Origin of the sequence: Paenibacillus sp. BK720 (genome assembly GCF_011761545.1) — a bacterium.
GTDB lineage: Bacteria > Bacillota > Bacilli > Paenibacillales > Paenibacillaceae > Pristimantibacillus.
This window is the reverse complement of sequence record NZ_JAASRQ010000001.1, coordinates 866,586-891,574: the sequence shown is the minus strand read 5'-3', so window position 1 is coordinate 891,574 and position 24,989 is coordinate 866,586. Positions and strand designations below refer to the sequence as shown.

The window sequence follows — 24,989 nt, the reverse complement described above, 5'->3', positions numbered from 1 at the left end:
TGGAATCGTGATTTGAGAAGGGGGAATTGACGAAACGGGAAATGGGATTGATGGGCTGCACGCAGAGGGAGTGATGATTTGAACAATGCAATGGGGAAAATCGAGAATTTGGTGGAACAGGCGGTAGAGACTTTACTTCCTTAGGGCATGGATTCTATGAATCTATTAAATAGGTGATTTCACTCCTTCATTCGCACAGGTGAATCTATGAAAACGCAAATACAATATATGAATTACAGTTTGAAGGAGTGGTTAGTTTGAAAATGAAAAGATTTAAAAAAACAACGGCAAAGAGAGTGACCAAAAGCAGCAAAATGAATTCGCAATTAGTTGCGTTGCTGCAGAAAGAGGCGAATATTAAAAGCAGCTCCACCGCATTGAGCACGGGCGTCATTAACAAAAGCACAGCCGTCACTATTGCCCATACCGAAATATTGAATCGCCGAAATTCAGCCATTACGGTAAGGGTCATCGTCATTAACTGGGATTCCGGCTCACCTGTCGTACTGAGTACTACGAACCGTACAATTCCGGCCAACAGGTTTAGCAGCTTTTCGACCAATGTCGGCGGTATCCAATTTCATTACGAGGTTGTCGTTGTAACCTCAAGAACTACAAATGTCATTATCAACAACTTCGGCACGAACGCCGCTTTTGTACCGCAAGAGGGCAGTACGGTATTAAATAATGACTTAGTTAGAATCCGTTTATAACAGCAAAGTCCGAAAGGAATGAAAAAGGCCTCGCATCAACCATAATGGCTGATGCGAGAGCTACATAAAACGAGCCTATCGGTTGGCAATGATATTTCGAAGCTCCTCCGACAGAACTGCGTAAAGGGCGGAATACTTATCCGTATTTGGCGCCAGCTTCGCATGTTGCGCCGCTTCCAGGAACAGCTTGCGGTACGGAAGATTCTGATAGCGGGAGTCGTTTTGGACCGTACTGTTTGCAGGCACATGCCCCGCTCCCCCCAAGTCAAGCTGCCCACCTCCGAGAAGTGATGCCCGGCTTCCCATATTCCTCATGTTTCGACTACCCCTCTCTTATTGGAGAAAGCGCTTCATGCAAAATGTAAGTGCTTTCTTTAATCCTTACTTTATCGTGTTTGCTTACCCAGCCAAACCGATAAAACGCTCTATTTAGGGATACAAAAATAAGGTCTGCTAAGTAGGTGAGGTAGACGATCTTACGATAGGTGTCAAAATGAAAGAAAAAAAGACCCTATCCCCAAAAAAATCGGAGATAGGGACCATATTACTATAGATGGCGTAACTTTTCCGGATTGGCGACAGCATAAATCGCTTCGATCTTATGATCCCGATATGCAAAAGAATAAACGTATTGAAGCCCTTCATCCGAACGAAGGCGGATTCCGGGGAGCCCATTCACCATGAGGAACGAATACGTAATCTTACCCTCATGCAGGTTGATCGAATATTGATGCAGCTTCAGCACTTGCTCGAATCCGACAACAGGCACTTGCGCCGCTCTTACTTTGCCTCCGCCGTCCGAGTAGAACACCACGTTTTCGCTTACCAATTCAAGAAGCTTTGCCGTATTTCCTTGCAAGAGTGAATTCACAAACTCTTTAATATTCTCCTCCGCAACGGAAACCGACGGTTGCTCATCCGGGTCGAAATGGATGCTTTTTTTGGCCCGGTGGAAAATTTGCCTGCAATTCGTACTGCTTTTCCCGACCATATCGGCAATCTCTTCAAACGAATAATGAAAAATCTCCCGAAGAAGAAACACCGCCCTTTCCGTTGCGCTCAGTTGCTGCAGAAGCAGAAGATAAGCCGTGGAAATCGACTCGGACCGCAAATACTTATGGGATGGGTCGTTGTCCGGGGTCCCTTTATCGAGGAGGGGCTCCGGAAGCCAAGGACCAACGTACATTTCCCTTTTTTTGGCCGACGAGCGCAAAAGATCTAGACAGCGATTCGTGACGATTTTGTATAAAAATGCCCTTTCGTTTCGAATGGTCCCGGCATCAGACAGCCCGTTATAGCTCAAAAAAGCATCTTGTACGATATCTTCCGCATCCATGACGCTGCCGAGCATCCGATAGGCTAACGAAAACAGCTCCGTTTTATAACGTTTATATAACTCCTCTATGCTCATAAAAGGCATTCCTCTCCTTACCCTCAAGGGAGAACATGTGTTGTACGGCTCTTTTGGCGCTTGCCGTCGCCGCATCGGCCAATACTTCACCATGCGACGCCCATTCTCCTGCTACATACAATCCTTGTATTTCAGGGACAGCGGGTCCGGGATTCGCAAGACGTTTCATATGCATAAAGTCGTGACAAACCGTCATTTTTGGAAGGTATTGCTTGACAATCAATTCTTCCCGCCATCCCGGCTGCATTAAATCCAGCACGCCTTCCAGTTCTTTCAAATCTTTATCCGGGTCCGGTTCTTTCCCTTGGTACTTAATAAGCGATATGACCTGCGCTCCATCGTCGCTTAGATAAGCAGCACGAGAATAATTGCTGAAAAGCACGGTCTGATCAATCCCGTAAGCAAATTGTTGTTTAGGCTCGGGAAGCCGCTTCAAGGCCACATCGAGGCAAGCCGCGGTGACCTCAATCGCTTGTTCTTTCCAAGTATGAAGGGCGGTTTTTTCCGCAAAGGGCACCAACTCATTGGCGATGGAAGGCGCTGTGGCAAGGATAACATGGTTCGTATCGATTTTCGTTCCGTCTGCGCAGAGCACCTGCCGTACGATACCTCCATGGGTATCGATGGACGAGACTTTGCTATTGGTTAAAAACGTTACGCCCAGATCGGATGCCTTTTTATGCAATTCTTCAACCATTTCGCCCCAGCCGCGATCCAGGTACAATGCGCCTTTAAGGGCATTCTGCAGCTGCTTCAACACGGGACCAGCGGCTGGCAAATCAGGCCCAACCACATAACTGGCGGCACGCAAGAGCGAATAAAAGATATTGCGTACCATCGGATCTCGCATATTCCCTTCTACCCATTCGCGGATACTGATTCCGTCAAATTGACGAGTATCCGCTTTTTTAACTTTCATAAGGCAGGAAGCAAACTCCATCTTTCCTTGCCAGGACAATAGCGGGGTTGTAAACAAGGATTTCATATCCGAAGGCAAGGGGCTTAATTTCCCCTTCCAAACGCCATAAGCGAACGATGAAGGCCGCTTTCCTTGTAAGGCCAATCCCAGTTCCCTGAAAGTCGCATACGCGTCCCCCTGATACAAGGCATGCGCGCCCAGATTAAAGTAAGCACCTTTTTTCTTGTTGGAAACGGCTCGGCCGCCCAAGCGGTTCTGTTTTTCAATGACCACCGTTTGTTTCCCGGCTTTGGCTGCGTAAATAGCAGCGGTTAACCCCGCAATTCCTCCACCAACCACAACAACGTCAACCTTTTGCATCGCACATCATCCCTTCGCCATTTTTATCTGTATGACGGGGAGGGGATATGAAGTGTGACACCTAAGCAAAAAAATTTTTAAGGCGAATCTCTTCGCCTAACTCACCTTCATGTTCTTGATCGATTATTACTTAAACGATAAACCGGCAGCTGGAAATACAAACTTGAGTAGTTCATCCAAATCATGAATAACGCCATCCGCCTCAACATCGGGAGAAAAGTAAGGGTTGTACTTCCACACAGCCTTCATGCCAATCGCACGGCTGCCTCTTATATCGCTATCCGGGTGGTCGCCGACAAAAACGGCATCCTTCGCCTTCACGCCAAGCTTGTCCAAAGCTCTTTGAAAAATAGCCGGATCCGGCTTGCGCAGCCCTTCCCATTCCGAGATAAGAACCTCGTCGAAAAAGGGACTAATGCCTAATGCTTTGAAATTATCGTACTGAAATTGGCCGTAACCGTTTGAAATAAGGGCGATTTTGATTCCGCGGCTTTTTATAGAGGACAGCATCTCAATGAGATGAGGGAACCCGACGCAATGCTGTTGAAACGACTTCAAATAATCGTCCAGCAGCTCTTCCCACCGTAAGCCTGGAATCTGGAATTCCGCCAACAGCTGCTGATATACCTTATCCTTCCACACATAGCCATGCTGATCAAGTTCAATGAACCGCTTCGCAAAAATATCCTTGGCTACCTTCTGAAACGCCGGATAACGTTCATATTGATCATCGATAAACAAAGCCAATGAGGCATCGCGGTCGAGCAACGTCCCGTCCAGATCAAAGAGTACCGCTTTAATCCGCATGGTCAGCCGGCTCCCGTCCACGGCCAAACGAGATCTTCCTTGGCAGCTTGCCCGTATCAAGCGCAGTATAAGCATCCATGATACTAGGCACATTTTTCTTCGTTAATACATACCCGCGAACGATATCTCTCATAGGCATCAATTGTTCCAGAGGCATGGAGGCCAATGCTTCCTGCATCAGCGAAATTTCAGTTTTAAAAGCCTTCGATAGCAGCCTGATTAATTCATCTTGTTCTGCCGCCGCTAGACTGTTGTACAATTCAGAAATCTGATGTTCTTCAAGTCTCATGGCATCCCCTCCTCTTTAATCCAACATTAATATGTATAACTGCCTGCCGCCGCCTTCCGGTCCACGCGGAACGGGATCTTCTTGAGGTACAAAACCAAACTTTTCGTACAGCTTTCTTGCCGGAAGTCCACCCTCCAAATCTTCGCCAAACGTAACGACTGACACCTCTGCCGGGGATTGAAAAAGTTCAAGGACATGCCTCATAAGCGCGGAGGCCGCTCCTTGATTTCTTGCCTTTTCAGATACTGCCAGCCAGCCTATCTTATAGGAAGGAGCATTTCTCGTTGAGATCAGGATGCCTCCAAGCAACGGTTCTCCAGGCACCCCGTCATTTTCCCGTATGCAAAATGCCCTGCCCTCGCAAATATTGCGTTCAAGCGTCCGAACAAACAATGGATCATTCACCATCGGTCCAAACAACTCTTCCACTTCAACAGCCAATATCAACCACTGCTTTATATCCTCTTTCGCTGCGTTTACGACCTTCACAATCCATGCTCCTATTCCTTTTTTTCGCGTTGATCAAATGAGAACAAAGAGTAATGGGGAACTTCAACACCCTCTGGACCTGTGCACTGCTCGACTGCTACAGTTCCTTTGTTATCGAACTCTATAGCTTTGCAGGTTAACTCCAAACCGGCGTCACTACTGTACATGTCCCGTGTCGTATCCACTCTGACCTTGACATCGCCATCATCCGCGATCAAATCATAGATGACGTAACCCCCATCGATAAATGGAGGAATGGCAAGAACGTAATCAAATTTGTGATCTTGAAATCGATTAATGAACCGCTGCATGCGCAAAACATCTTCATTTCCGAAGGTTTTCAAAATATCATTTCCAAATGGAGTCTGGGACTTATTCTCTCCAGCAGAGGCTGAACATGCCGATAAACTCATACTCATAACGATAAGTATTATGACTGAAATGTATTTAAAAATATTTTAGCCTCCCCTATAACGTGGAATGTCTAATTCACATCACCCGGATAACGCATGCTTTTATCTTTATTTTTAAGATGCATTCTGTTGACAAGATCTTGAACCTCTACCTCTTCTCCAATCTCCTCGAGACATTCTCTTACTACCGCTTGCCTCAATCTCCCCTATATATTTGTACATTCTCTTTTCCCTTTTTTCACATTTTGGGGCTTCACGGGGATGATCCGAACCACATCTTCCGTAGTCAGCTCTGCTAGCTGTATACGCTCGCCTTGTTCATTTTGAGAATGATTGTATTCTCATCTATATGTATACGGCATAAGTATCCGATTGAGTCAACTTGCGTCTCGCCCCTGCTTTCCGTTGCTATATTTTAATTCTCGCGAAGAACCGATGTAACTATTTTATATCCAAATACACATACGAGAACGAAACCTATCGTTCCCAAAAGTTTATGAATTGGACCGTCAATGATGTCTCCCCCGCTTAATGCATTCAACAAATCGCTAATAACGAAAATATGAGGCTGAGGTAGTATCATTAGAATTACTCCAACGATAAACCCAATAAATAGATTTATAGTTCTGGACACGCCTACCATCCTCCTTTCAATCTAATAATCTCTTCGGCTACCGCTTGAGGCGGCTGCGATTGCATGATATACCCCGCTGCTTTTACCATTACCTTCTCGCCAATATTAAGGTCATTATAAAGCTGAATATCTTTTACATGGTAGATCATCACATCGTCCTTATCCTCATTCGTCAAAAAGTCAGAAAGGGACTTTGTCCTAGCTTCTTTTTCCGAGATATTATGTACGACGTAAATTTTCGGTATGTTACTATCGACTGTTTTTCCAACAATAAAGTCGCCTTTATCCGCTTCTAATTTCTCCGTCCCGTGTTGATTTCTTTCCGATACAACAGTCTTTTGAAGATCACGAATGGATGGTAATGTTCCGTTTGGCGCCGTTGTTATTTTATATAAAGTCCATTTAGGAAAAAGCTTATGGTATATGGAGTTGGTAGCCGATGTCATATATACATGAAGCGGCTTGGTCCCCACCTTGCTAACCAAATAACCCACTTGTTTTGAACCTCCTTGAAAATCCGTTGCAGATTCAACTTTTGTATCCATCGGCAACTCAAGTAAATATTCCATTGTTGGTTTGTCTAATGAAAGAGCTTGAATAGACACTTGATCATGAACTTCAATAATCTGTTCCAATTGTTTTTTCAATGCATGCTGTGGCGACAATGGTCCAAAACGAAGGTACAGATACGAGCCCCCCATTAAAACAACCACAACAATGAAAATAAAGGTCTTTCTCACATGGTGTACCCCCACTTATCATTTTCCGATCTTTGGAATTACCTATTAAGACGCCATCCGATAACATTTGTTGCGCATCACTGCCTTTTATGACCTTATAAAACAAAAAGAGAAAGCGCAGCTTAAACGCTTTCTCTTTTAATCGTCCTCCCTCAACCAATAGCCATTACGGGGAGGCTAAATTTGAGGCTATTGTAGTCTAAGGGTATAGGGGGATGGAGGGTTTGTATCTCTGGAGGAAAGCATATGCTTTCGAAGCAGCTTTCTTGCAGAAAGCTTGTAAGCGTTCGCCTTTGCCATTCGTGAAATCTCGTTGAAAACGAGTTAATTCAAAATTTCACGATGGCAACAGCGGCCGGAAGAGATACAAACCCGTAATCCCTTGCTTTTAAAACTACACAGCCTCAATCGCCTTCCCCGTAAACTGGCTATTATACAAATCCGCATAGAAGCCGCCCTGCTCCAGAAGCTCCTCATGCGTACCCTGCTCGATAATCGAGCCTTGGTTCATGACGAGAATCAGGTCCGCGTCGCGGATAGTGGACAGACGATGCGCGATAACGAAGCTTGTACGGCCTTCCATCAGATGGCCCATCGCCTTCTGGATGTAGACCTCTGTCCGGGTATCGACGCTGGAGGTCGCCTCGTCGAGAATCAGAATGGACGGATCGGCCAGAATTGCCCGGGCAATAGTGAGAAGCTGCTTTTGTCCTTGCGAAATATTGGACGCCTCTTCGTTAAGAATCGTGTCGTAACCGTCCGGCAGCGTCCGGATAAAGTGGTCGGCATGAGCCGCTTTCGCTGCGTTAACGACATCCTCCTCGGTAGCCCCTTCACGGCCATACGCGATATTGTCGCGGATTGTGCCGTTAAAGAGCCATGTATCCTGCAGCACCATACCGAACATGCCGCGCAGATTGCTGCGCTTCAAATCCGTAATATTAACGCCGTCAATCGTGATTTTCCCGTCATTCAGCTCGTAGAACCGCATGAGCAGGTTTACGAGCGTCGTTTTGCCTGCCCCCGTTGGACCTACGATCGCCACGGTCTGACCGGGCAGCACATTGATGTTCATGTTATCGATCAGGGTTTTATCGGCTGTATAACCGAATTTCACATGATCAAAGTGCACGGAACCGCTCGGACGGGTGATCGTTTTCGCAGGATTTGCTTCCGTCACTTCTTCTTCCTCGTCCAGAAGCTCGAAGACGCGTTCCGCGGAAGCGATAGTCGATTGAATAACGTTCGAGATATTCGCCAGCTGCGTGATTGGCCAAGTGAACTGTCTGGTGTACTGAATGAAGGCCAAGATATCCCCGACTTCAATCGCGCGTCTAGTCACGAGGATACCGCCAACGATGCTGACAAATACATAGCCGATATTTCCGATAAAGCTCATGATCGGCATAATAATGCCGGAGATGAATTGGGCGCGCCACCCTGCATCGTACAACTGCTCATTCATCTTTTCGAACTTTTCCATGGATTCGCGCTCGCGGCCAAAAGCTTTAACGATCTTGTGTCCGGTATACATCTCTTCCACGTGTCCGTTTAATTTGCCAAGCTCCGCCTGCTGCTTCACGAAATATTTCTGCGAGCGCTTCGCGATAACGGCCGTCGCTGCCAAGCTGAGCGGAATCGTCAGGAAGACGATCAAGGTCATCAGCGGGCTGATGGTGAGCATCATAATAATAATGCCGACAAGCGTAATAACGGACGTAATCAGCTGAGTTAAGCTTTGCTGCAACGTATTGGCGATATTGTCCACGTCGTTGACGACCCGGCTCAAGATCTCGCCATTGGATTTGGAGTCGAAATATTTCAGCGGCAGCCGGTTGAACTTCGCATTCACCTGCTTGCGCAAATCGTAAACCGTATTCTGGGCTACGCCCGCCATCAGATACTGCTGAATGTAGCTGAATACCGAACTGATGATATAGAGAACGACGAGAATAAGCAGAATCTGGTTTATCGCGTCAAAATCGATATGCTTGGCAATAAAGCCTTCGGCCAGCTTGGTCATCGCATGACCCATGATTTTCGGGCTTACGATACTGAATACCGTACTCAAAATCGCGGTAAGCAGCACCAGCAACAGCTTCGTTTGATGCGGCTTCAAATAAGCCATTAAACGAAACAGGGTTCCTTTGAAGTTTTTCGCCTTTTGCACCGGCATCCCGAATCCGCCGGGACCACCCATGCCCGGGCCTCTGCCGGGTCCGCTTGGAGGGCGGCCGTTTCCTTTTTGCTGGCTCATGCAATCTCCTCCTCTGACAGCTGCGAAGATACAATTTCCTTGTAAACCTCGCAAGTTTGCATAAGCTCCTTATGGTTGCCAATCCCCGCGATACGTCCTTCATCAAGAACGATAATGCGGTCCGCATCCATAACCGTGCTTACCCGCTGCGCAACCAGCATAACGGTCGAATGGCCTACTTCAGACTTCAGTGCCGCCCGAAGCTTCGCATCCGTCTTGAAGTCCAGCGCCGAGAAGCTGTCGTCGAACACGTAAATCTCCGGCCTTCTGACCAATGCCCGCGCAATGGACAAGCGCTGCTTCTGCCCGCCGGATACGTTGTTGCCGCCTTGGGCAATCATGGAATCGTAGCCCTGCTCCATCCGGCCGATAAACTCGGACGCCTGCGCGATAGCCGCGGCATGGGCAACTTCCTCGTCGGTTGCATCCTCTTGCCCGTAACGGATATTTTCCGCTACCGTTCCCGTAAAGAGAACCGCCTTTTGCGGAACAAAGCCGATTTTATGACGGAGATCCTCTTGGGACATATCTCTAATGTCCATGCCGTCAACCATAATCTGACCCGCATCCACGTCATAGAAACGCGGAATCAAGCTGACCAGCGTGGATTTACCCGCACCGGTACCGCCGATTATGGCAGTGATTTCGCCTGGGCCCGCCTGGAACGAAATATCCGACAACGCCGGTTGTTCCGCGCCCGGATAGCTGAAAGTCACCCCGCGGAATTCCAGATAGCCTTCTTTGCCGTTGTTTTTCTTCGTTACTTCTTTGTCGGACAGCGTTGGCACCATATCGAGCACTTCATTTATACGGACAGACGATGCTTGCGCGCGAGGAATCATAATCAGCATCATCGACATCATGAGTAGCGAGAACATGATTTGCATGCCGTACTGGATAAAAGCCATCAGCGAACCGATTTGCATATTGCCATGGTCAATGCGGATACCGCCGATCGCAATAATGACGATCGTCGAAATGTTCATGATCAGCATCATCAGCGGCATAAGGACCGCCATGATTTTGTTTACGCGCACTGCCGTATCCGTCAGATCGGCGTTTGCCGCGTCGAATTTCTTACTCTCGTGGCTGATCCGGTCAAACGAACGGATAACGCGGATACCCGTCAAGCCTTCGCGCAATACCAGGTTCAATTTATCGATCTTCACTTGCATCGCTTTGAACAACGGAATGCCTTTGCGCACGACCAGGAAGATCGCGCCTGCCAGTACCGGAATAACGACAACAAAAACAAGCGACAGCTTGGCATCTTTCGAGATCGCCATAATGATCCCGCCGATACACATCATTGGCGCGGTAATCATCATTCGCAGGATCATGATAAGCACTTGCTGTACCTGCGTAATATCGTTTGTTGTCCGCGTAATCAGCGAAGCTGTGCCAATCTTGTCGAACTCCTGCAGCGAGAAGTTCTCGACATGCTTAAACACCTTGCTGCGGACATCCCGTCCGAAACCCATTGCGGATTTCGAGGAGAAATAACTGGCCAGCACGGAGCAAATGCCGCCTCCTGCCGCAACAAGCAGCATGAAGCCTCCGATTTTCCAAATATAAGACTTGTCGCCTTGGGATACGCCTTTATCCACGATATCCGCCATCAAGGTTGGCAGGTATAAGTCAGATAAGGTCTGCAAGAAGACAAAGACCAAGACACCGATTACAAAAAGCCGAAACGGCTTTAAATAGCGGAATAATTTCAGCATTTGTTAACATCATCTCCATTTGAATCGTTCAGATTCATTTGTTCGAAATAAGTAGTTGTCTGCCTGAGCAGACGGATTAATTGCTCCGTATCCTCGTCGCCCAAAAAATCAACGAGACCGTTCATCCGCTGCATAAAACCCTGCAGTGCCTTTTTGGCGGTCAATTCACCCTCTTCCGTCAGTGACACGCGGACCGCTCTTCTGTCTCTCGGATCCTCTTTGCGGACAATAAGCCCCATCTCTTCAAGCCGGTTAAGCAGCTGCGTAACCGTTGGTGACGTCACCTTTAGAAATTTGCTTAAATCGGATACCTTGACCCCTTCTTCTCCATTGCCCATACGCTTGATTACAACTAGCAGCCGCAGCTCGCTGTGCTTCTGCTTCAGATCCATCGGCTGATGGTTCCAGTTCATCTTGTTGAACAGCATAAATACTTCAATCAGTCTTCGTGCTGCGGTCTCTTCTCCACCGCCGGCCATTTGATCACCTCACCCTTTAAATAAGTAAGCCGCTAATTATTTTAGTACTCTTAATAATAGGCTACCTAATTATATTTCACTCCGCTATGACTCGTCAAGAAGATGAGATTTTTCTGAGGAGATTTTTCTGAGGAGACTTTTCTGAGAGCTTTTCTAAAGAGATTCTCATTTATTTCTCATAAAGGTGTCTTTCTTTACAATTCATTGATCTTTCGCTCTAATTGTAAAATTTTGTGCGGTTTCGGTTATGTTATAGTAATTTCAGCGAAAGATGGAATCTATATTCGAATGAACTTCCAAGCGAAAGGAAACCATACTACCATGAAAAACACATTCAAGTCCCTCAAAAAATTAATGACATTTAGCCTGGTTGCAACAATCGCTGCATCGGTCTTCACTCTTGCCACTACAACAAATCATGCAAACGCTGCAACGGAGAAAACGCTGGCATTGATCAGCGAAGGTAAAAATTACTTAGGCGTGCCTTACAAATACGGCGCTCCAGTCGGAATTACATATGCCTTTGACTGCTCGTCCTTTACGAAATTCATGTTTGCAGGCCTTGACGTTAACCTGCCACGCACAGCGGCCGAGCAAGCAACGGTCGGCAAAAAAGTTCCAAAGACGGAATTAAGCACGGGCGATCTTGTATTCTTCCGCACAAACGGCATCAGCATCAGCCATGTGGCGATTTATGCCGGCTCCAAAAAAATTCTTCACAGCTCCACAAGCCAAGGCGTTACCGTATCCGACATGACCAGCTCTTACTGGTCCAACAAATACGTAACCGCACGCCGTGTCGTTAACTAACTGAACTTTTAAAATGGTTGAGCCTAAAGCTCAGCCATTTTTTTATTAGCATGGCGAAGGAATGCTCCCCTCCTCATGGAATTTCAATCAATAGTGGAGGTGTCATAGTGGACATTAGAATTTTAACCGAAGCCGATGTTGAAGCCTATCATGAGCTTCGTCTGCAGTCCCTGCTTGAAAGTCCCGAAGCGTTCCTGACAACCTACGAAATTCAGGTCGTAAGATCGCTTACCGAGATCGCAAGCGGGCTGAAGCCGGATGAAGGACGCTTCACGTTAGGCGCGTTTCTAGAGGGCAAGCTGGTAGGTATGGTTACTTTTGTAAGAGAGAGTAAACCAAAGATCCTTCATAAAGAGAATGTCTACGCGATGTATGTCGCACCGGAGGCACGCGGTCAAGGGACTGGCAAGCGCCTGATGATGGAGCTGATTGATAAAGCCGCAAAGCTGGATGGACTCGAGCAGATTAATCTGACCGTTATTTCGAAAAATGCGGCAGCCAAAGCGCTTTATGCCAGCTGCGGTTTTGAGGTGTTCGGCATTGAACGGAATGCCATGAAAGCGCAGGATCAATATTGGGATGAAGAAAATATGGTGCTGAGGCTGAAGTAGCGGCGACGGCAGCAAGAAGAAACAAAGAGGTTGTTCCACTAGGGACAACCTCTTTCTTCTATTATATTGCGTATTACTTGCTCAGCGTTTCAATTAGAACCAGAAACGATTCGCTGCATTACTTGCTCAGCGTTTCGGTTAGAACCGGAACGATTTGCGATTTGCGGGATACAACGCCTTTCAGAAGTGCTTTGTTGCCTTCCAGGGTAACGTTGTAAGCCTGCTCGACAGCGCTCGCTTTTGCACCCAGCGTCAGAGCGATGGAATCGCTGTTCAGGATGTCGGTAACAACGAATACGAACAGGTCCAGACCTTTTTTCGCGATCGTTTCGTTGATTGCTGCTTCCAGATCCGCTTGACGCACCAGAACGTCGTTAGTATCCACCGCGTTAACCTGAGCGATTTCAACTTTCGCGCTGCCCATCGAGAATTCTTTCGCGTCAAGCGACAGAAGCTGCTCGATTGTTTTATCGCGGAGATCGGCTCCGGCTTTCAGCATTTCCAGACCGTAAGCTTCAGCGTCAACGCCGGCGATCTCAGCCAGCTCGCGGGCTGCCGCGACGTCTTGCTCCGTGCAAGTAGGCGATTTGAACAGAAGGGAGTCAGAGATGATAGCGGACAGCATCAGGCCAGCGGCTTCTTTGCTGATCGCAACGCCGTTTTCTTTGTACAGCTTGTTCAGGATTGTCGCTGTGCAGCCTACAGGCTCGGCACGGAAGTACAGGGGAGCCGCGGTTTCGAAGTTAGCGATACGGTGGTGGTCGATAACTTCAACGACGCGAACTTGATCAATATCGGAAACGCTTTGCTGGCGCTCGTTATGGTCAACCAGAATAACGTTGTTTACTTCGCCTGCTACGGTCTCAACAAAACGCGGAGCTGCAGTCTTGAAATAGTCGAGAGCATATTGCGTTTCGCCGTTAACGTCGCCAAGGCGTACGGCTTCAACGTTAAAACCAAGTTTCGATTTCAGTTCGGCATAGGCAATCGCGGAGCAGATTGTGTCCGTATCCGGATTTTTGTGCCCGAAGATCAATGTTTTTTCCATTGCGTGCATTCTCCTTATTTCCCAATTATAGATACCCATCTGATTATATCGCATAATGCGCCTAACTCCTACTTCTTTGCGCCGATTCATTTAAAATGTTCACATTGCTCGGCGCGGTCTCCCAGCCTTTAAAGCTTGCCTAATCGCGGAATTCGGTGTTATAGTACGTCAATATATAGATGAAACCGCAAATAGGGATAGGAGAGGTTAGCTTATGCCATACAAAATTGCTTTCTTTGACATCGACGGCACATTATTGGATGAAGAAAAACAAATACCGCAGGATACGATCGATGCAATTCGCGACCTGCAGGCGAGCGGCGTTCCCGCTGTTATCGCAACGGGCAGAGCGCCATACTTTTTCGCTCCGATTGCCGAGCAGCTTGGCATTGATTCTTATGTCAGCCTGAATGGCGCGTATGTCGTATACAAAGGAGAAGCTATCTACCGGCGCCCTATTCCGCGGGAAGACGTGGAAACCCTGGTCAGCCATGCTTCCGCTCACAATCATACCCTTGTATTCGAAGGACATGATTCGTTCTACCGCAATACGGAATCCCACCCGCATGTGTTTAATTCCGTAGCATCGCTGCGCGTTGCGCAGCCGGGCTTTGATCCGGACTTCTGGCAGAAGGAAGACGTCTATCAGATTTTCCTGCATTGCACCGCTGATGAAGAGCATCTATACGGCGAAGCCAATCCGGGACTCCGCTTTATCCGCTGGCACGAGACGGCAATGGACGTGCTTACGGTTGACGGCTCCAAGGCGCAAGGCATTAAGGCCTTGCTGAAGCTGCTCAACATCGCTCCGGAAGAAGCGGTTGCGTTCGGCGACGGTCTGAACGATAAAGAAATGCTCGAGGTTGTTGGCCTTGGCATTGCGATGGGCAACTCCCATGAAGAGCTTAAGCCATTCGCGAATTACATTACGACGCATGTAAGCGACAGCGGCATCCGCAACGGTCTCGTTCATGCCGGACTCATCAAATAAATAAATTCCGCCAAGCCCGCCATTGCGCGGGCTTTTATATTTAGCGCCGCATGATAGCGGACGCTCCCCCCCGCTTAACGCCCCTCCAGCCTCCCCAAACCTCGCTGTAACAAGATTTCTCCTCTTATTCGGCGGTCTTCCCCAACCGGACCAAGCACGGCCGCGTATCTTATTCGCGATTTTATTCCACACTAACACAGGTACATAAGCTGCCTCCGGCGCACCTACCCCTCGACCGTATCCTGGTTTTCATAAACTCATAACTTGACAACACTAAATATATTATTTATATTTATTTACAAAAAGTAACTAGGAGAAGGGGGGCTACATCATGTCCACAAGCATCCATCCGGATACCGTTCTTGGCGCTGTAAAGCTCAAGATCAGCAATCTGGCGCAATCTCTCGGCTTCTACACCGAGGTTATTGGCCTGCGAATTCTGGAGCAGGCGAGCACGACTGCCGCGTTAACGGCTGATGGCAAGACAGCTCTCGTTCTGCTTGAGCAAATACCGGATGCCGTCGTGGCGCCTGAGCGCAGAGGAACAACCGGGTTGTACCACTATGCCCTGCTGCTCCCAAATCGCAAGGAGCTTGGCCTCGTCCTTAAGCGGTTGCTCGCTCACCGCATCCCGCTTGGTCAAGCCGACCACCTGGTCAGCGAAGCGCTGTACCTATCCGATCCCGACCACAATGGAATCGAGATTTATGCCGACCGTCCAAGATCCGAATGGAAGCGCGACGCTAACGGAGATTACGTAATGGCAACCGATCCTATCGACTGGGAAGGTCTATTGCAGGAAGCCGGCGAAGAAGATATAGCGAAAGGTTTGCCGCCTGAAACCGTCATGGGCCATGTTCACCTTCACACGGTGGGCATTCCGGAATCGAGAGCCTTCTACAACGGTCTGCTAGGCTTTGATATTGTCGGCGATTATGCCCAGATGCGTGCGCTGTTCGTGTCTGCAGGAGGCTACCATCACCATATCGGGCTCAACGTATGGGCTGGCATCGGAGCTCCCGCCCCGTCCCCTCAATCAACCGGACTAGACTATTTCACGATCGTGTATCCCGATTCCGGCGAACTGTCGTCGGTTCTTGAACGGCTTCTTGCCGCGGGCATTTCCGTTGAAGAGCAGGAAGGCGCTGCCTTCGTCACCGATCCATCCAGCGTACGCGTTAAACTTACCACGAGGCTTGTCCAACAAAACAACCATTAAGGAGCTGCCACAATGACTGATATTATTTTTCACGGCCATTCCTGTGTCCAAATTACTTCCGGCGAAAACTCGCTTGTAATCGATCCGTTCCTTCGAGGCAACGAGCTTGCCGTAACGAAGCCGGAAGACATTAAGGTCAACACGGTCCTGCTGACGCATGCCCATATGGATCATATCCTGGATGCGGAGCCTATCGCCCGCGCGAACAAAGCGCCCGTTGTTGCGAACGTCGAGCTTGCCACCTACATGTCCTGGAAAGGCCTTGAGACGATTGGCATGAACATCGGCGGAACGGTCGACCTTGGCTTTGCCAAAGCCAAAATGATTCAAGCCTTCCACAGCTCGGGCATTACAATCGCGGAGGAGCAGCGCATTATTTATGGCGGCATGCCGGGCGGCTACATCATTACCGTAGACGGCAAAACGATTCTCCATGCCGGCGATACAGCGTTGTATGGCGACATGAAAATGATCGGCGACCGCCATAACATTGACGTTGCCCTTATCCCAATCGGCGACCATTTCACGATGGGCCCCGAAGATGCCCTTCAAGCGGCCGAGTGGTTCGGCGCCAAGCTGACAATCCCGGTTCATTACAATTCCTTCCCGATTATCCGCCAGGATGCGGAAGCCTTCGTTCAGGCTTTGGAAGCAAAAGGACTGAAAGGCCAGCTCCTCGAGCCCGGCCAGAAGCTGTCCATCTAATATACGGCAATAGGCCAGCCGCCGGATGGCTTCTAGGCGGCGGTTTCGGCGGCATGGGCATGGGCAACCAGCCTATGCAGGATAACTCTAAAGAAGCCATTACGGCCGGCATCGCAATCCTTGCCGCAGAAGAGTATAATCTTTTCTCAAAAGCAAAGGAGCAGGGAATCCCCCCTGCTCCTTTTTATGCTTTGCCACGCACTTTACTCTCCTTTAAAAATTGTTAAAGGTAAGGGCTGACAACAGCGGCTGGAAGGAGATACATTCCGTTATTCCTAATCAATAAATAATCTACCGACTCCGTATGATAGCAACAATTAACCACACAAACAGAATCGAAGCAATCCCGAATCCGATCTCAATCGCCGGAATATCCCATAGCAGCGTGCTTTGATGCCCCATTGATGAGCCGATAATGAGGCCCACCATAATAATGCTGAACGAGAGCAGCACAATGCTGAGGCTGAGCCGGTTGCTGATCTGATCCAGCTTTTTCAGCACGGCATTTAGCTCCGGAATGGCAAGATCAAGCCCCAGCCGGCCCCTTCGCATCATATTGAGCACGCTGCGCAGGCTTAGGGGAACATCCGAGAGCAGCTCCAGATAGTCCGGAATGTCATCCAACCATTTGCGCGCGATCCGCCGCGGATCCAGCTTCTCGATGACCAGCTTCCGGCCAAACGGCTCGGCCACGTCAAACACGCTGAAGTCCGGGTCAAGCGCCGTCACTACCCCTTCCAGGGTGAGAAACGTTTTTCCTAGCAAGGTAAGCTCGGACGGAATTCGTATTCCATGGCGGAAAGCAAGCGCGAACAGCTCATTCACCGACTCCCCGATTTTGACCTGGCTAAGGGGAACCTTGTAATATTTGTCCCTCATTTCGTCCACGTCAGCCCGGAGTGCCTTCCTGTCCGTATGGTCGGGAATAAAGCCCATCCCGTTAATCGCCCGGATGATTGTACTTGTGCTTTGATTGCGCAAACCGATGACAAAGGTAGCGAAATGCTGCTTCATGTCCGGTGTAAGCCGTCCAACCATCCCGAAATCAAGAAAAGCCAGATTCCCGTCAGGCAAAGCCAGCACATTACCCGGGTGCGGATCCCCATGGAAAAAGCCGTCCACCAGCACCTGGTGAAAGATCGCTTTGGAATACCGCTCCGCCAGCTTTTTATGGTCATAGCCACCCTGCTCGAGACGCTCGCTGTCGGATAGCTTGATGCCTTCCACATAATCCATCGTCAGAACCAGTTTGCTTGAATACTCCCAATAGACGGCAGGAATAATGATACCGTCAAGCCTGCTGCTCTGGGCCGAGAAGCGCTCCGCGTTCCGCGCCTCCAGCCCGTAATCGAGCTCTGCGCGAAGCGCCCGGGCAATCTCATCGATCATGTCGCGGACCCGGTAGCTGCGGGCCCATTCCAGGCGATGCTCCGCTACCCTCGCCAGCTCCGACAGGATATCGAGATCCGTCTCGATGACCTTTTGAATATGCGGGCGCTGCACTTTGACCGCTACTACCGTACCGTCGGCCAGCTTGGCCCTGTACACCTGCCCAATCGACGCGGAAGCCAGCGGCTCTTCGCTGAATTCGGCAAATAATTGCTCGAGCGGCGAACCCAGCTCATCTTCAATAATATGTACGGCTTCCAAATACGAAAAAGGCTGAACATGATCCTGCAGCTGCTCCAGCTCCGCAATAATGCCGGCAGGAATCAGGTCGGGACGTATGCTCGCCATTTGGCCAAGCTTAACGAAGGTTGGACCAAGCTCCTCCAGAATCATGCGAAGCCGTTCTCCGACTCCGCGTTTGCGAATGCCCTGCCTTTCACCGCCGCGCAGCACAAGTCCCGTATCCGGCAGTCCCAAATCCTTAGCGATATACCCGAAGCCGTTGCGGACAAAAGCAATCGCGATCTCCCGATAACGCTGCAAGTGACGGAATTTTGATCTCACGCTCATACATCCGCCTCAGATCAGTCCACTGGTGTTTCTTTATGCTCCAGCGCCTTTACCCGCTGCTCCAGCTGCTCGTATTGCTCTCTTGTTACGTATTTTTCGCCAATGATGGATTGAACGCGTTCGCGGATCATTTCTTCGATTTTATTGCGTGTTTCCTCGCCTTTTTTCAGCAGTTCATCGACATAGACGGATGATTCGGCTTTGGTGATTTCGCCTTTTCTCACCCATTCCTCCGCCAGCTTCTCTACTTGCTCCTTGCTTGTCACCGCAAACCCCAGTCCAAACGATACGGCTCTTCCGAACAAATCCTTCATCTGTATCACATCTCCTACAGTATGGAATATATCCAGTTTATGCAACTTGGCCGGATTACAGTCATTGCCCTGTATAAACCATTCCTGCGAAGGTAAAGAATGGAGGAATTTACGGATAATTCTTACTTTTGCATCGCATAATAACAAAAATAAACAAACGTCTAATTCCGACCATTTTTTAGGAGGCATGATCGAATGGCTAACCGCAAATCCTTATTGGTTCCGAATGCACGAGCAGCGCTTGAACAGCTAAAGTTCGAGATCGCGCAAGAGCTTGGCATCCAGCTTCCCGCTGACGGTTACTACGGCAATATGACTACTCGGGATATGGGATCTATTGGCGGAACGATTACCAAACGCTTGATTCAAATGGCAGAGCAGCAAATCGCCGGCCGATACTAGATAACCGTTCATTACTTACACGCACAGGGCTGAACCCGCAGCATTCGCTGTTTCAACGGGTTTAGCCCCGTTTTTTATGATTTCCTTTGTGCGTGAACTTCCCTTTAGAGCTAAAAATCGGTAAAATGAGAAATGGCTTGTCTTATTGGACTGAACCTATAATTATGATTTTAAGGAAGAAAGGATTTTACCATATGATCATTAAACCGAAATCCCGCGGCTTTATTTGCACGACCGCCCATCCGGCTGGATGCGCGGAGCAAGTTAACCGTCAAGTGGAATACGTACAGTCTCAACCGAAATTAAAAGGGCCTCGCAATGTGCTTGTTATCGGTGCGTCTACGGGTTACGGCCTTGCTTCCCGTATCGTTGCGGCGTTTGGCGCTGGCGCGAATACGATTGGTGTCTTTACCAGCAAAGGCGCGGAAGGCAACCGCACAGCAAAGCCAGGCTGGTACAACTCCGCTGCCTTCGAGAAAGCTGCCGCGGAAGCCGGCCTCAAATCGTTTAGCCTCACCGGCGATGCATTCTCCGACGAGACCAAAGCAAGAACAATCGATCTGATCCGCACCGAGCTTGGCTCCGTTGATCTGGTTGTCTACAGCGTTGCGGCTCCGCGCCGCGTTCATCCGAAGACCGGCGAAGTGTTCAATTCGGTGATCAAACCGATTGGTCAATCGTATTCGAACAAAACCGTTAACTTCCATAACGGCGTTGTATCCGAAGCTACGATTGAGCCGGCTACGGAAGAAGAAATCAGCCAGACGGTTACCGTTATGGGCGGAGAAGACTGGCAAATGTGGATTGATGATCTGCAGGCGGCGGGCGTTCTGGCTGAAGGCGCCACTACGATTGCTTACTCGTACATCGGCCCGGAAATTACGCATGCGGTTTACCGTGACGGTACCATCGGCCGCGCCAAAAACGATCTGGAAGCTACGGCGCATAACCTGACCGAGCAGTTGTCCTCTACGGGCGGACGCGCTTATGTAGCCGTTGCCAAAGCGCTCGTTACGCAATCCAGCTCCGCCATTCCGGTCGTGCCGCTGTATATCTCCGCGCTCTTCAAAGTGATGAAGGAGAAAGGCATTCACGAGGGCTGCATCGAGCAAATGTACCGCATGTTCGCTACCCGCCTGTATGTTGACGGCCCTACGCCGGTTGACGAAAAAGGCCTCATCCGCATGGATGACTGGGAGATGCGGGAAGACGTGCAAGCTGCCGTAGACAAGCTGTGGAGCGAAATTACCTCGGAAAATGTTTACGAGCTTTCAGATCTTGAAGGCTACCGCCGCGAATTCTTCCAGCTGTTCGGCTTCGAGACCGACGGAATCGACTACGAAGCAGACACGAATCCGGAAGTTGATGTTCCCAACCTCCGTTAGACGATAATAGAAAAGCAGCAGCAGGCTAATCTGCTGCTGCTTTTCTGTTTGGGGGAAGCTTTATTTTGTTACCTGTCCTTACGATGCAATGCAGCATTAAGCCCCCGTCTGCTGGCCCTTTTGCGCGTGTTCCACGCCTTTCCCGCTTCTTAACGATGCGCCACATCGTTAAGACCACCAGCATCGCCCTTTCGCATGCCTTAACGATGCCGTACATCTTTATGGCTAGCTTTTTATCGCACAAAAAAAGAGCAGCCCAGAAGGCTGCTCTCACCGCTTATTCCTTGCTTCCGATTAACCCGAGCTGAGCAATCAGCTCGTAGGATTTCAGCCGCTCCTGATGATCGTAAATCGCGCAGTTAATGATCACTTCATCCGCATCGGTCTGCTCGATAAACGCGTTCAGCTTTGCTTCAACCGTATGCGGACTGCCTTTGATCGCCGTGCGAAGCTGATTGCGCACGGCCGTCAGCTCATACGGATTCGCGAAGCCTTCAAGATCGGCCGGCGGCTGAATCTTTCTTGGCACGCCGCCGCGGATCAAATTCAGGAACTGCTGCTCGAGCGTTGTGCCAAGCCATTCCGCATGCTCGTCCGTATCGGCCGCGATGGCGTTTACGCCAACCATCGCGTACGGCTTATCCAGATAAGCCGACGGCTTGAAGCTGCTGCGGTAAATATCAAGCGCCGGCAGCGTAAAGTCCGGGGAGAAATGGCTCGCGAAGCCAAACGGCAAGCCTAGCTCGCCGGCCAGCCTTGCGCTGAAATCACTGGAGCCCAGCAGCCAGATCGGCACATCCAGGCCTTCGCCCGGCACCGCGCGTACCGCCTTTTCCGATTCCGGGCCGCGGAAGTAGCCTCGGAGCTCCTCCAGCATCGCCGGGAAATTCTCCCCGCCGTGCAAGTCGCGGCGAAGCGCCATCATCGTCTGACGGTCACTGCCCGGCGCGCGGCCAAGCCCAAGATCAATGCGCCCAGGATACAATGACTCCAGCGTACCGAATTGCTCCGCGATCACAAGCGGCGCATGGTTCGGCAGCATAATGCCGCCGGAGCCGACGCGAATGGTCGATGTGCCGCCTGCAATATGCCCGATTACTAATGACGTCGCCGAGCTGGCAATTCCCGGCATGCTGTGATGCTCGGCTACCCAATAACGGGTATAGCCCCATTTTTCGGCATGCCGGGCCAGGTCGAGGCTGTTGCGCAAGGCATCCGAGGCCGTGGAGCCTTCGATAATCGGCGCAAGGTCCAATATAGACAGCTTGACGTTGCCAAGCTTTTTCGTTGTTGTCATGTCCAACTCTCCTTCTCATGAAGACATCATGTCCATTATAACGAAGTTCTATCGCAACTGCTATACAATAGTAAGTGACTAGGGGAAAGCAATGATGCATTCCGCCGGCTGCCCGCTCGAAAAATCCGTGAATTTCCGCGATTGTCGGTCTGAATCTGCTTTACGAACCTCACATCACGAGCTATAATATAGTCATAACGATTTTTGAAATAGAGTTTCACAGAATGAAACAACAAAATCGTCAACTTCATTCAAGGAGGAATACCCGAACATGGCAAATCAAGACCATTACTCCGTACGGTCCAGCCTGGAAGTCGGCGGCAAGTCCTACGCTTACTACAGCCTGCCGGAACTTGAAAAGCAAGGGCTCGGCGACATTTCCAAGCTTCCATTTTCAATCAAAGTATTGCTCGAAGGCGCTGTTCGTCAATTTGACGGCCGCGGCATCACGAAAGAGCATGTCAAACAACTCGCAGATTGGGCGGCTAACCGCGACGACAAAGAAATTCCTTTCATCCCATCCCGTATCGTACTGCAGGACTTGACTGGCGTACCAGTAGTCGTTGACCTTGCGGCAATGCGCGAAACGGTTAAAAAAGCAGGCGGCGACCCTAAAAAAATCAACCCGCTTGTACCTGTCGATCTCGTTATCGACCACTCCGTCATGGTTGATGCATTCGGTTCCCCGGACGCGCTTGAAATCAACCAACGCATCGAGTTCGAACGGAACGCTGAACGCTACCGGTTCTTCCGTTGGGCGCAAACAGCATTCGATAACTTCCGTGCGATTCCGCCGGATACAGGTATCGTTCACCAAGTAAACCTCGAGTATCTGGCCTCCGTTGCGGCTACAAAGACGGTTGACGGCGAAACTTTCGTATTCCCGGACTCCCTCGTTGGTACCGACTCCCACACAACCATGATCAACGGTCTTGGTATCGTTGGCTGGGGCGTTGGCGGTATCGAAGCGGAAGCCGGCATGCTTGGCCAACCGCTCTACTTCGTAACTCCTGAAGTTATCGGCTTCAAACTGACTGGCAGCCTGGCAGAAGGCGCTACGGCGACTGACCTTGCCCTGACCATCACGCAATTGCTTCGCAAAAAAGGCGTTGTCGGCAAATTCGTCGAGTTCTTCGGTTCCGGCTTGTCCAACATCAGCCTGTCTGACCGTGCAACGGTTGCAAACATGGCTCCTGAGTACGGCGCAACAATCGGCTTCTTCCCGGTTGATGCAACTACGCTCGACTACCTGCGCCAAACAGGCCGCACAGAAGAGCAAATCGCTCTTATTGAAGCTTACTACAAAGCTCAAGACATGTTCCGTACGGACGCTACGCCGGACCCTGTCTTCACTGAAGTGGTTGAACTCGACCTGTCGACTGTGGTTCCATCCCTTGCCGGTCCTAAACGTCCGCAAGACCGTATCGAGCTGACTTCGATGAAGGAAGCTTGGAACGAAATCGTTCGCAAGCCAGTGGACAAAGGCGGTTACGGCCTGACTGAGGAGAAAACGGAAGAAGTCGTTACAATCAACCACGCTAACGGCAAAGTAAGCGAGATGAAAGCTGGCGCAGTTGTACTCGCCGCGATCACTTCCTGCACGAACACTTCCAACCCTAGCGTAATGGTAGGCGCAGGCCTTGTAGCGAAGAAAGCTGTCGCTCGCGGTCTCGTGAAGCCTGAATACGTGAAGAGCTCGCTGACTCCAGGTTCCCTGGTTGTTACCGACTATCTCGTAAAAGCTGGCCTGCTCGAGTCCCTCGAAGCACTCGGCTTCCACGTTGCCGGTTACGGCTGTGCGACATGTATCGGTAACTCCGGTCCATTGCCGGACGACGTAAGCCAAGCGATCGCTGACAACGACATGACGGTAGCTGCCGTATTGTCCGGTAACCGTAACTTTGAAGGCCGTATCCACGCCCAAATCAAAGCGAACTACCTGGCATCGCCGCCGCTTGTTGTTGCTTACGCGCTGGCTGGTACAGTTAACATTGATTTCGCTAGCGAGCCAATCGGCTTCGATCCGCAAGGCGAACCTGTCTTCCTGAAAGACATCTGGCCAACAAACCAAGAGATCGCCGATGCCATCAGCGCATCCCTGACTCCTGAAATGTTCCAGGCGAAATACGAAAACGTATATACGCAAAACGAACGTTGGAACGCGATTCCGGTACCGGAAGGCGAACTGTACGAGTGGGATCCGAATTCGACTTACATCGCCAACCCTCCGTTCTTCGACAGCCTTGCTGACGGCATCCGCGACGTTGAAGACATCAAAGCAGCGAAAACTTTGCTTGCTCTTGGCGACTCGGTTACAACTGACCATATCTCGCCAGCAGGCAGCATCCGTCCAGATGCTCCAGCCGGTAAATACCTGATCGCTAACGGCGTTGAGAAGAAAGACTTCAACTCCTACGGCTCCCGCCGCGGTCATCACGAAGTTATGGTTCGCGGTACATTCGCGAACATCCGTATCCGCAATCACATCGCTCCTGGTACAGAAGGCGGCTTCTCGACTTACCAGCCTACAGGCGAAGTGACTTCCGTATACGAAGCTTCGATGAAATACCAAGCGGACAAAACAAACCTGGTTGTACTCGGCGGTAAAGAGTACGGTACAGGCAGCTCCCGTGACTGGGCAGCTAAAGGTACGTTCCTCCTCGGCGTTAAAGCCGTTATTACGGAGAGCTTCGAACGTATCCACCGTTCCAACCTGGTTGGCATGGGCGTACTTCCGCTCCAGTTCCAAGCTGGCCAAGGCTGGCAGGCGCTTGGTCTGACTGGCTTCGAAACCTTCGATATCGTTGGTCTTTCGAACGATGTTCAGCCTGGCGATCTCGTTTCGGTTATCGCTACGAAAGAAGACGGCTCGACAGTCGAGTTCAAAGTTATCGTACGCCTCGACTCCCTCGTGGACGTTGACTACTACCGTAACGGCGGTATCCTGCAAACGGTTCTGCGTCAAATGATCAAGAACTAATTCCTTCTTATAGCAAGAAAGGTGAGCCCTCGG

At 49.9% G+C, this 24,989-nt stretch carries 25 protein-coding genes; 10 read left to right on the top strand and 15 right to left on the bottom strand.

The window, feature by feature from the left end:
- Window positions 1-314 precede the first annotated feature (314 nt).
- The gene (locus tag FHT67_RS03785) at window positions 315-713 is read left to right on the top strand and encodes a hypothetical protein (RefSeq protein WP_208403103.1); all 399 of its coding nucleotides are present in this window, start codon (window positions 315-317) and stop codon (window positions 711-713) included.
- A gap of 75 nt (window positions 714-788) precedes the next feature.
- Here FHT67_RS03785 and FHT67_RS03780 read toward each other — a convergent pair whose 3' ends face one another.
- From FHT67_RS03780 to FHT67_RS03730, 11 genes are all read right to left on the bottom strand, one after another.
- The gene (locus tag FHT67_RS03780) at window positions 789-1,028 is read right to left on the bottom strand and encodes a hypothetical protein (RefSeq protein WP_167195834.1); all 240 of its coding nucleotides are present in this window, start codon (window positions 1,026-1,028) and stop codon (window positions 789-791) included.
- A 232-nt stretch (window positions 1,029-1,260) separates the two neighbouring features.
- On the bottom strand, window positions 1,261-2,124 hold the full coding sequence (gene sigJ, locus FHT67_RS03775) for an RNA polymerase sigma factor SigJ (protein WP_167195831.1): 864 nt from the start codon (window positions 2,122-2,124) through the stop codon (window positions 1,261-1,263).
- Window positions 2,102-3,403: an NAD(P)/FAD-dependent oxidoreductase gene (locus tag FHT67_RS03770; protein WP_167195828.1), complete on the bottom strand. Its 1,302-nt coding sequence runs from the start codon at window positions 3,401-3,403 to the stop codon at window positions 2,102-2,104. Before FHT67_RS03770 ends, sigJ begins: the two co-directional genes overlap by 23 nt.
- Window positions 3,404-3,529: 126 nt before the next feature.
- The gene (locus FHT67_RS03765; RefSeq protein ID WP_167195825.1) at window positions 3,530-4,210 is read right to left on the bottom strand and encodes an HAD family hydrolase; all 681 of its coding nucleotides are present in this window, start codon (window positions 4,208-4,210) and stop codon (window positions 3,530-3,532) included.
- The gene (locus tag FHT67_RS03760) at window positions 4,200-4,499 is read right to left on the bottom strand and encodes a hypothetical protein (RefSeq protein ID WP_132304060.1); all 300 of its coding nucleotides are present in this window, start codon (window positions 4,497-4,499) and stop codon (window positions 4,200-4,202) included. Before FHT67_RS03760 ends, FHT67_RS03765 begins: the two co-directional genes overlap by 11 nt.
- A gap of 15 nt (window positions 4,500-4,514) precedes the next feature.
- Window positions 4,515-4,988 (bottom strand): GNAT family N-acetyltransferase, encoded by a 474-nt coding sequence (locus FHT67_RS03755; protein WP_167195822.1) that lies wholly within the window; start codon window positions 4,986-4,988, stop codon window positions 4,515-4,517.
- 11 nt (window positions 4,989-4,999) lie between these two features.
- Complete coding sequence (locus FHT67_RS03750; protein WP_167195819.1) at window positions 5,000-5,401, bottom strand: DUF4362 domain-containing protein; 402 nt, start codon at window positions 5,399-5,401, stop codon at window positions 5,000-5,002.
- A gap of 636 nt (window positions 5,402-6,037) precedes the next feature.
- The gene (locus tag FHT67_RS30485) at window positions 6,038-6,775 is read right to left on the bottom strand and encodes a DUF3221 domain-containing protein (protein WP_132304054.1); all 738 of its coding nucleotides are present in this window, start codon (window positions 6,773-6,775) and stop codon (window positions 6,038-6,040) included.
- Window positions 6,776-7,169: 394 nt separating this feature from the next.
- Window positions 7,170-9,032 carry an ABC transporter ATP-binding protein gene (locus tag FHT67_RS03740; RefSeq protein ID WP_167195815.1) on the bottom strand — a complete coding sequence of 621 codons (1,863 nt, stop codon included), beginning with the start codon at window positions 9,030-9,032 and terminating at the stop codon, window positions 7,170-7,172.
- Complete coding sequence (locus FHT67_RS03735) at window positions 9,029-10,756, bottom strand: ABC transporter ATP-binding protein (protein ID WP_167195812.1); 1,728 nt, start codon at window positions 10,754-10,756, stop codon at window positions 9,029-9,031. The genes FHT67_RS03740 and FHT67_RS03735 overlap by 4 nt, the downstream gene beginning before the upstream one ends.
- The gene (locus FHT67_RS03730) at window positions 10,750-11,235 is read right to left on the bottom strand and encodes a MarR family winged helix-turn-helix transcriptional regulator (RefSeq protein ID WP_132304050.1); all 486 of its coding nucleotides are present in this window, start codon (window positions 11,233-11,235) and stop codon (window positions 10,750-10,752) included. The genes FHT67_RS03735 and FHT67_RS03730 overlap by 7 nt, the downstream gene beginning before the upstream one ends.
- Window positions 11,236-11,589: 354 nt before the next feature.
- Here FHT67_RS03730 and FHT67_RS03725 point away from each other — a divergent pair, with 354 nt between their 5' ends.
- Both FHT67_RS03725 and FHT67_RS03720 read left to right on the top strand, forming a co-directional pair.
- On the top strand, window positions 11,590-12,045 hold the full coding sequence (locus tag FHT67_RS03725) for a C40 family peptidase (RefSeq protein ID WP_243866891.1): 456 nt from the start codon (window positions 11,590-11,592) through the stop codon (window positions 12,043-12,045).
- A gap of 107 nt (window positions 12,046-12,152) precedes the next feature.
- The gene (locus FHT67_RS03720; protein WP_167195806.1) at window positions 12,153-12,656 is read left to right on the top strand and encodes a GNAT family N-acetyltransferase; all 504 of its coding nucleotides are present in this window, start codon (window positions 12,153-12,155) and stop codon (window positions 12,654-12,656) included.
- 118 nt (window positions 12,657-12,774) lie between these two features.
- Here FHT67_RS03720 and FHT67_RS03715 read toward each other — a convergent pair whose 3' ends face one another.
- On the bottom strand, window positions 12,775-13,704 hold the full coding sequence (locus FHT67_RS03715) for a manganese-dependent inorganic pyrophosphatase (protein WP_132304044.1): 930 nt from the start codon (window positions 13,702-13,704) through the stop codon (window positions 12,775-12,777).
- Between the two features lie 214 nt (window positions 13,705-13,918).
- Here FHT67_RS03715 and FHT67_RS03710 point away from each other — a divergent pair, with 214 nt between their 5' ends.
- From FHT67_RS03710 to FHT67_RS03695, 4 genes are all read left to right on the top strand, one after another.
- Window positions 13,919-14,695 (top strand): Cof-type HAD-IIB family hydrolase, encoded by a 777-nt coding sequence (locus FHT67_RS03710; protein WP_132304042.1) that lies wholly within the window; start codon window positions 13,919-13,921, stop codon window positions 14,693-14,695.
- A 331-nt stretch (window positions 14,696-15,026) separates the two neighbouring features.
- Window positions 15,027-15,914: a VOC family protein gene (locus tag FHT67_RS03705; protein WP_167195803.1), complete on the top strand. Its 888-nt coding sequence runs from the start codon at window positions 15,027-15,029 to the stop codon at window positions 15,912-15,914.
- A 12-nt stretch (window positions 15,915-15,926) separates the two neighbouring features.
- Complete coding sequence (locus FHT67_RS03700; protein WP_132304038.1) at window positions 15,927-16,619, top strand: metal-dependent hydrolase; 693 nt, start codon at window positions 15,927-15,929, stop codon at window positions 16,617-16,619.
- Between the two features lie 53 nt (window positions 16,620-16,672).
- Complete coding sequence (locus tag FHT67_RS03695; RefSeq protein ID WP_167195800.1) at window positions 16,673-16,846, top strand: hypothetical protein; 174 nt, start codon at window positions 16,673-16,675, stop codon at window positions 16,844-16,846.
- A gap of 64 nt (window positions 16,847-16,910) precedes the next feature.
- Here the strand turns inward: FHT67_RS03695 and FHT67_RS03690 are convergent, their stop codons facing one another.
- Together FHT67_RS03690 and FHT67_RS03685 are read right to left on the bottom strand one after the other, a co-directional pair.
- Window positions 16,911-18,578, bottom strand: a complete 1,668-nt coding sequence (locus tag FHT67_RS03690) for an ABC1 kinase family protein (RefSeq protein ID WP_132304036.1) — start codon at window positions 18,576-18,578, stop codon at window positions 16,911-16,913.
- Between the two features lie 14 nt (window positions 18,579-18,592).
- On the bottom strand, window positions 18,593-18,892 hold the full coding sequence (locus tag FHT67_RS03685; RefSeq protein WP_132304034.1) for a phasin family protein: 300 nt from the start codon (window positions 18,890-18,892) through the stop codon (window positions 18,593-18,595).
- Window positions 18,893-19,087: 195 nt separating this feature from the next.
- Between FHT67_RS03685 and FHT67_RS03680 the strand changes: the two genes are divergently transcribed.
- A complete protein-coding gene (locus FHT67_RS03680) occupies window positions 19,088-19,294 on the top strand; it encodes an alpha/beta-type small acid-soluble spore protein (protein WP_132304032.1) in 207 nt (68 codons plus the stop codon).
- Between the two features lie 194 nt (window positions 19,295-19,488).
- Window positions 19,489-20,679 (top strand): enoyl-ACP reductase FabV, encoded by a 1,191-nt coding sequence (fabV, locus tag FHT67_RS03675; RefSeq protein ID WP_132304030.1) that lies wholly within the window; start codon window positions 19,489-19,491, stop codon window positions 20,677-20,679.
- Between the two features lie 277 nt (window positions 20,680-20,956).
- Here the strand turns inward: fabV and FHT67_RS03670 are convergent, their stop codons facing one another.
- Complete coding sequence (locus FHT67_RS03670) at window positions 20,957-21,976, bottom strand: LLM class flavin-dependent oxidoreductase (RefSeq protein ID WP_167195797.1); 1,020 nt, start codon at window positions 21,974-21,976, stop codon at window positions 20,957-20,959.
- 271 nt (window positions 21,977-22,247) lie between these two features.
- Here FHT67_RS03670 and acnA point away from each other — a divergent pair, with 271 nt between their 5' ends.
- The gene (gene acnA / locus FHT67_RS03665; protein WP_132304026.1) at window positions 22,248-24,956 is read left to right on the top strand and encodes an aconitate hydratase AcnA; all 2,709 of its coding nucleotides are present in this window, start codon (window positions 22,248-22,250) and stop codon (window positions 24,954-24,956) included.
- Window positions 24,957-24,989 lie beyond the last annotated feature (33 nt).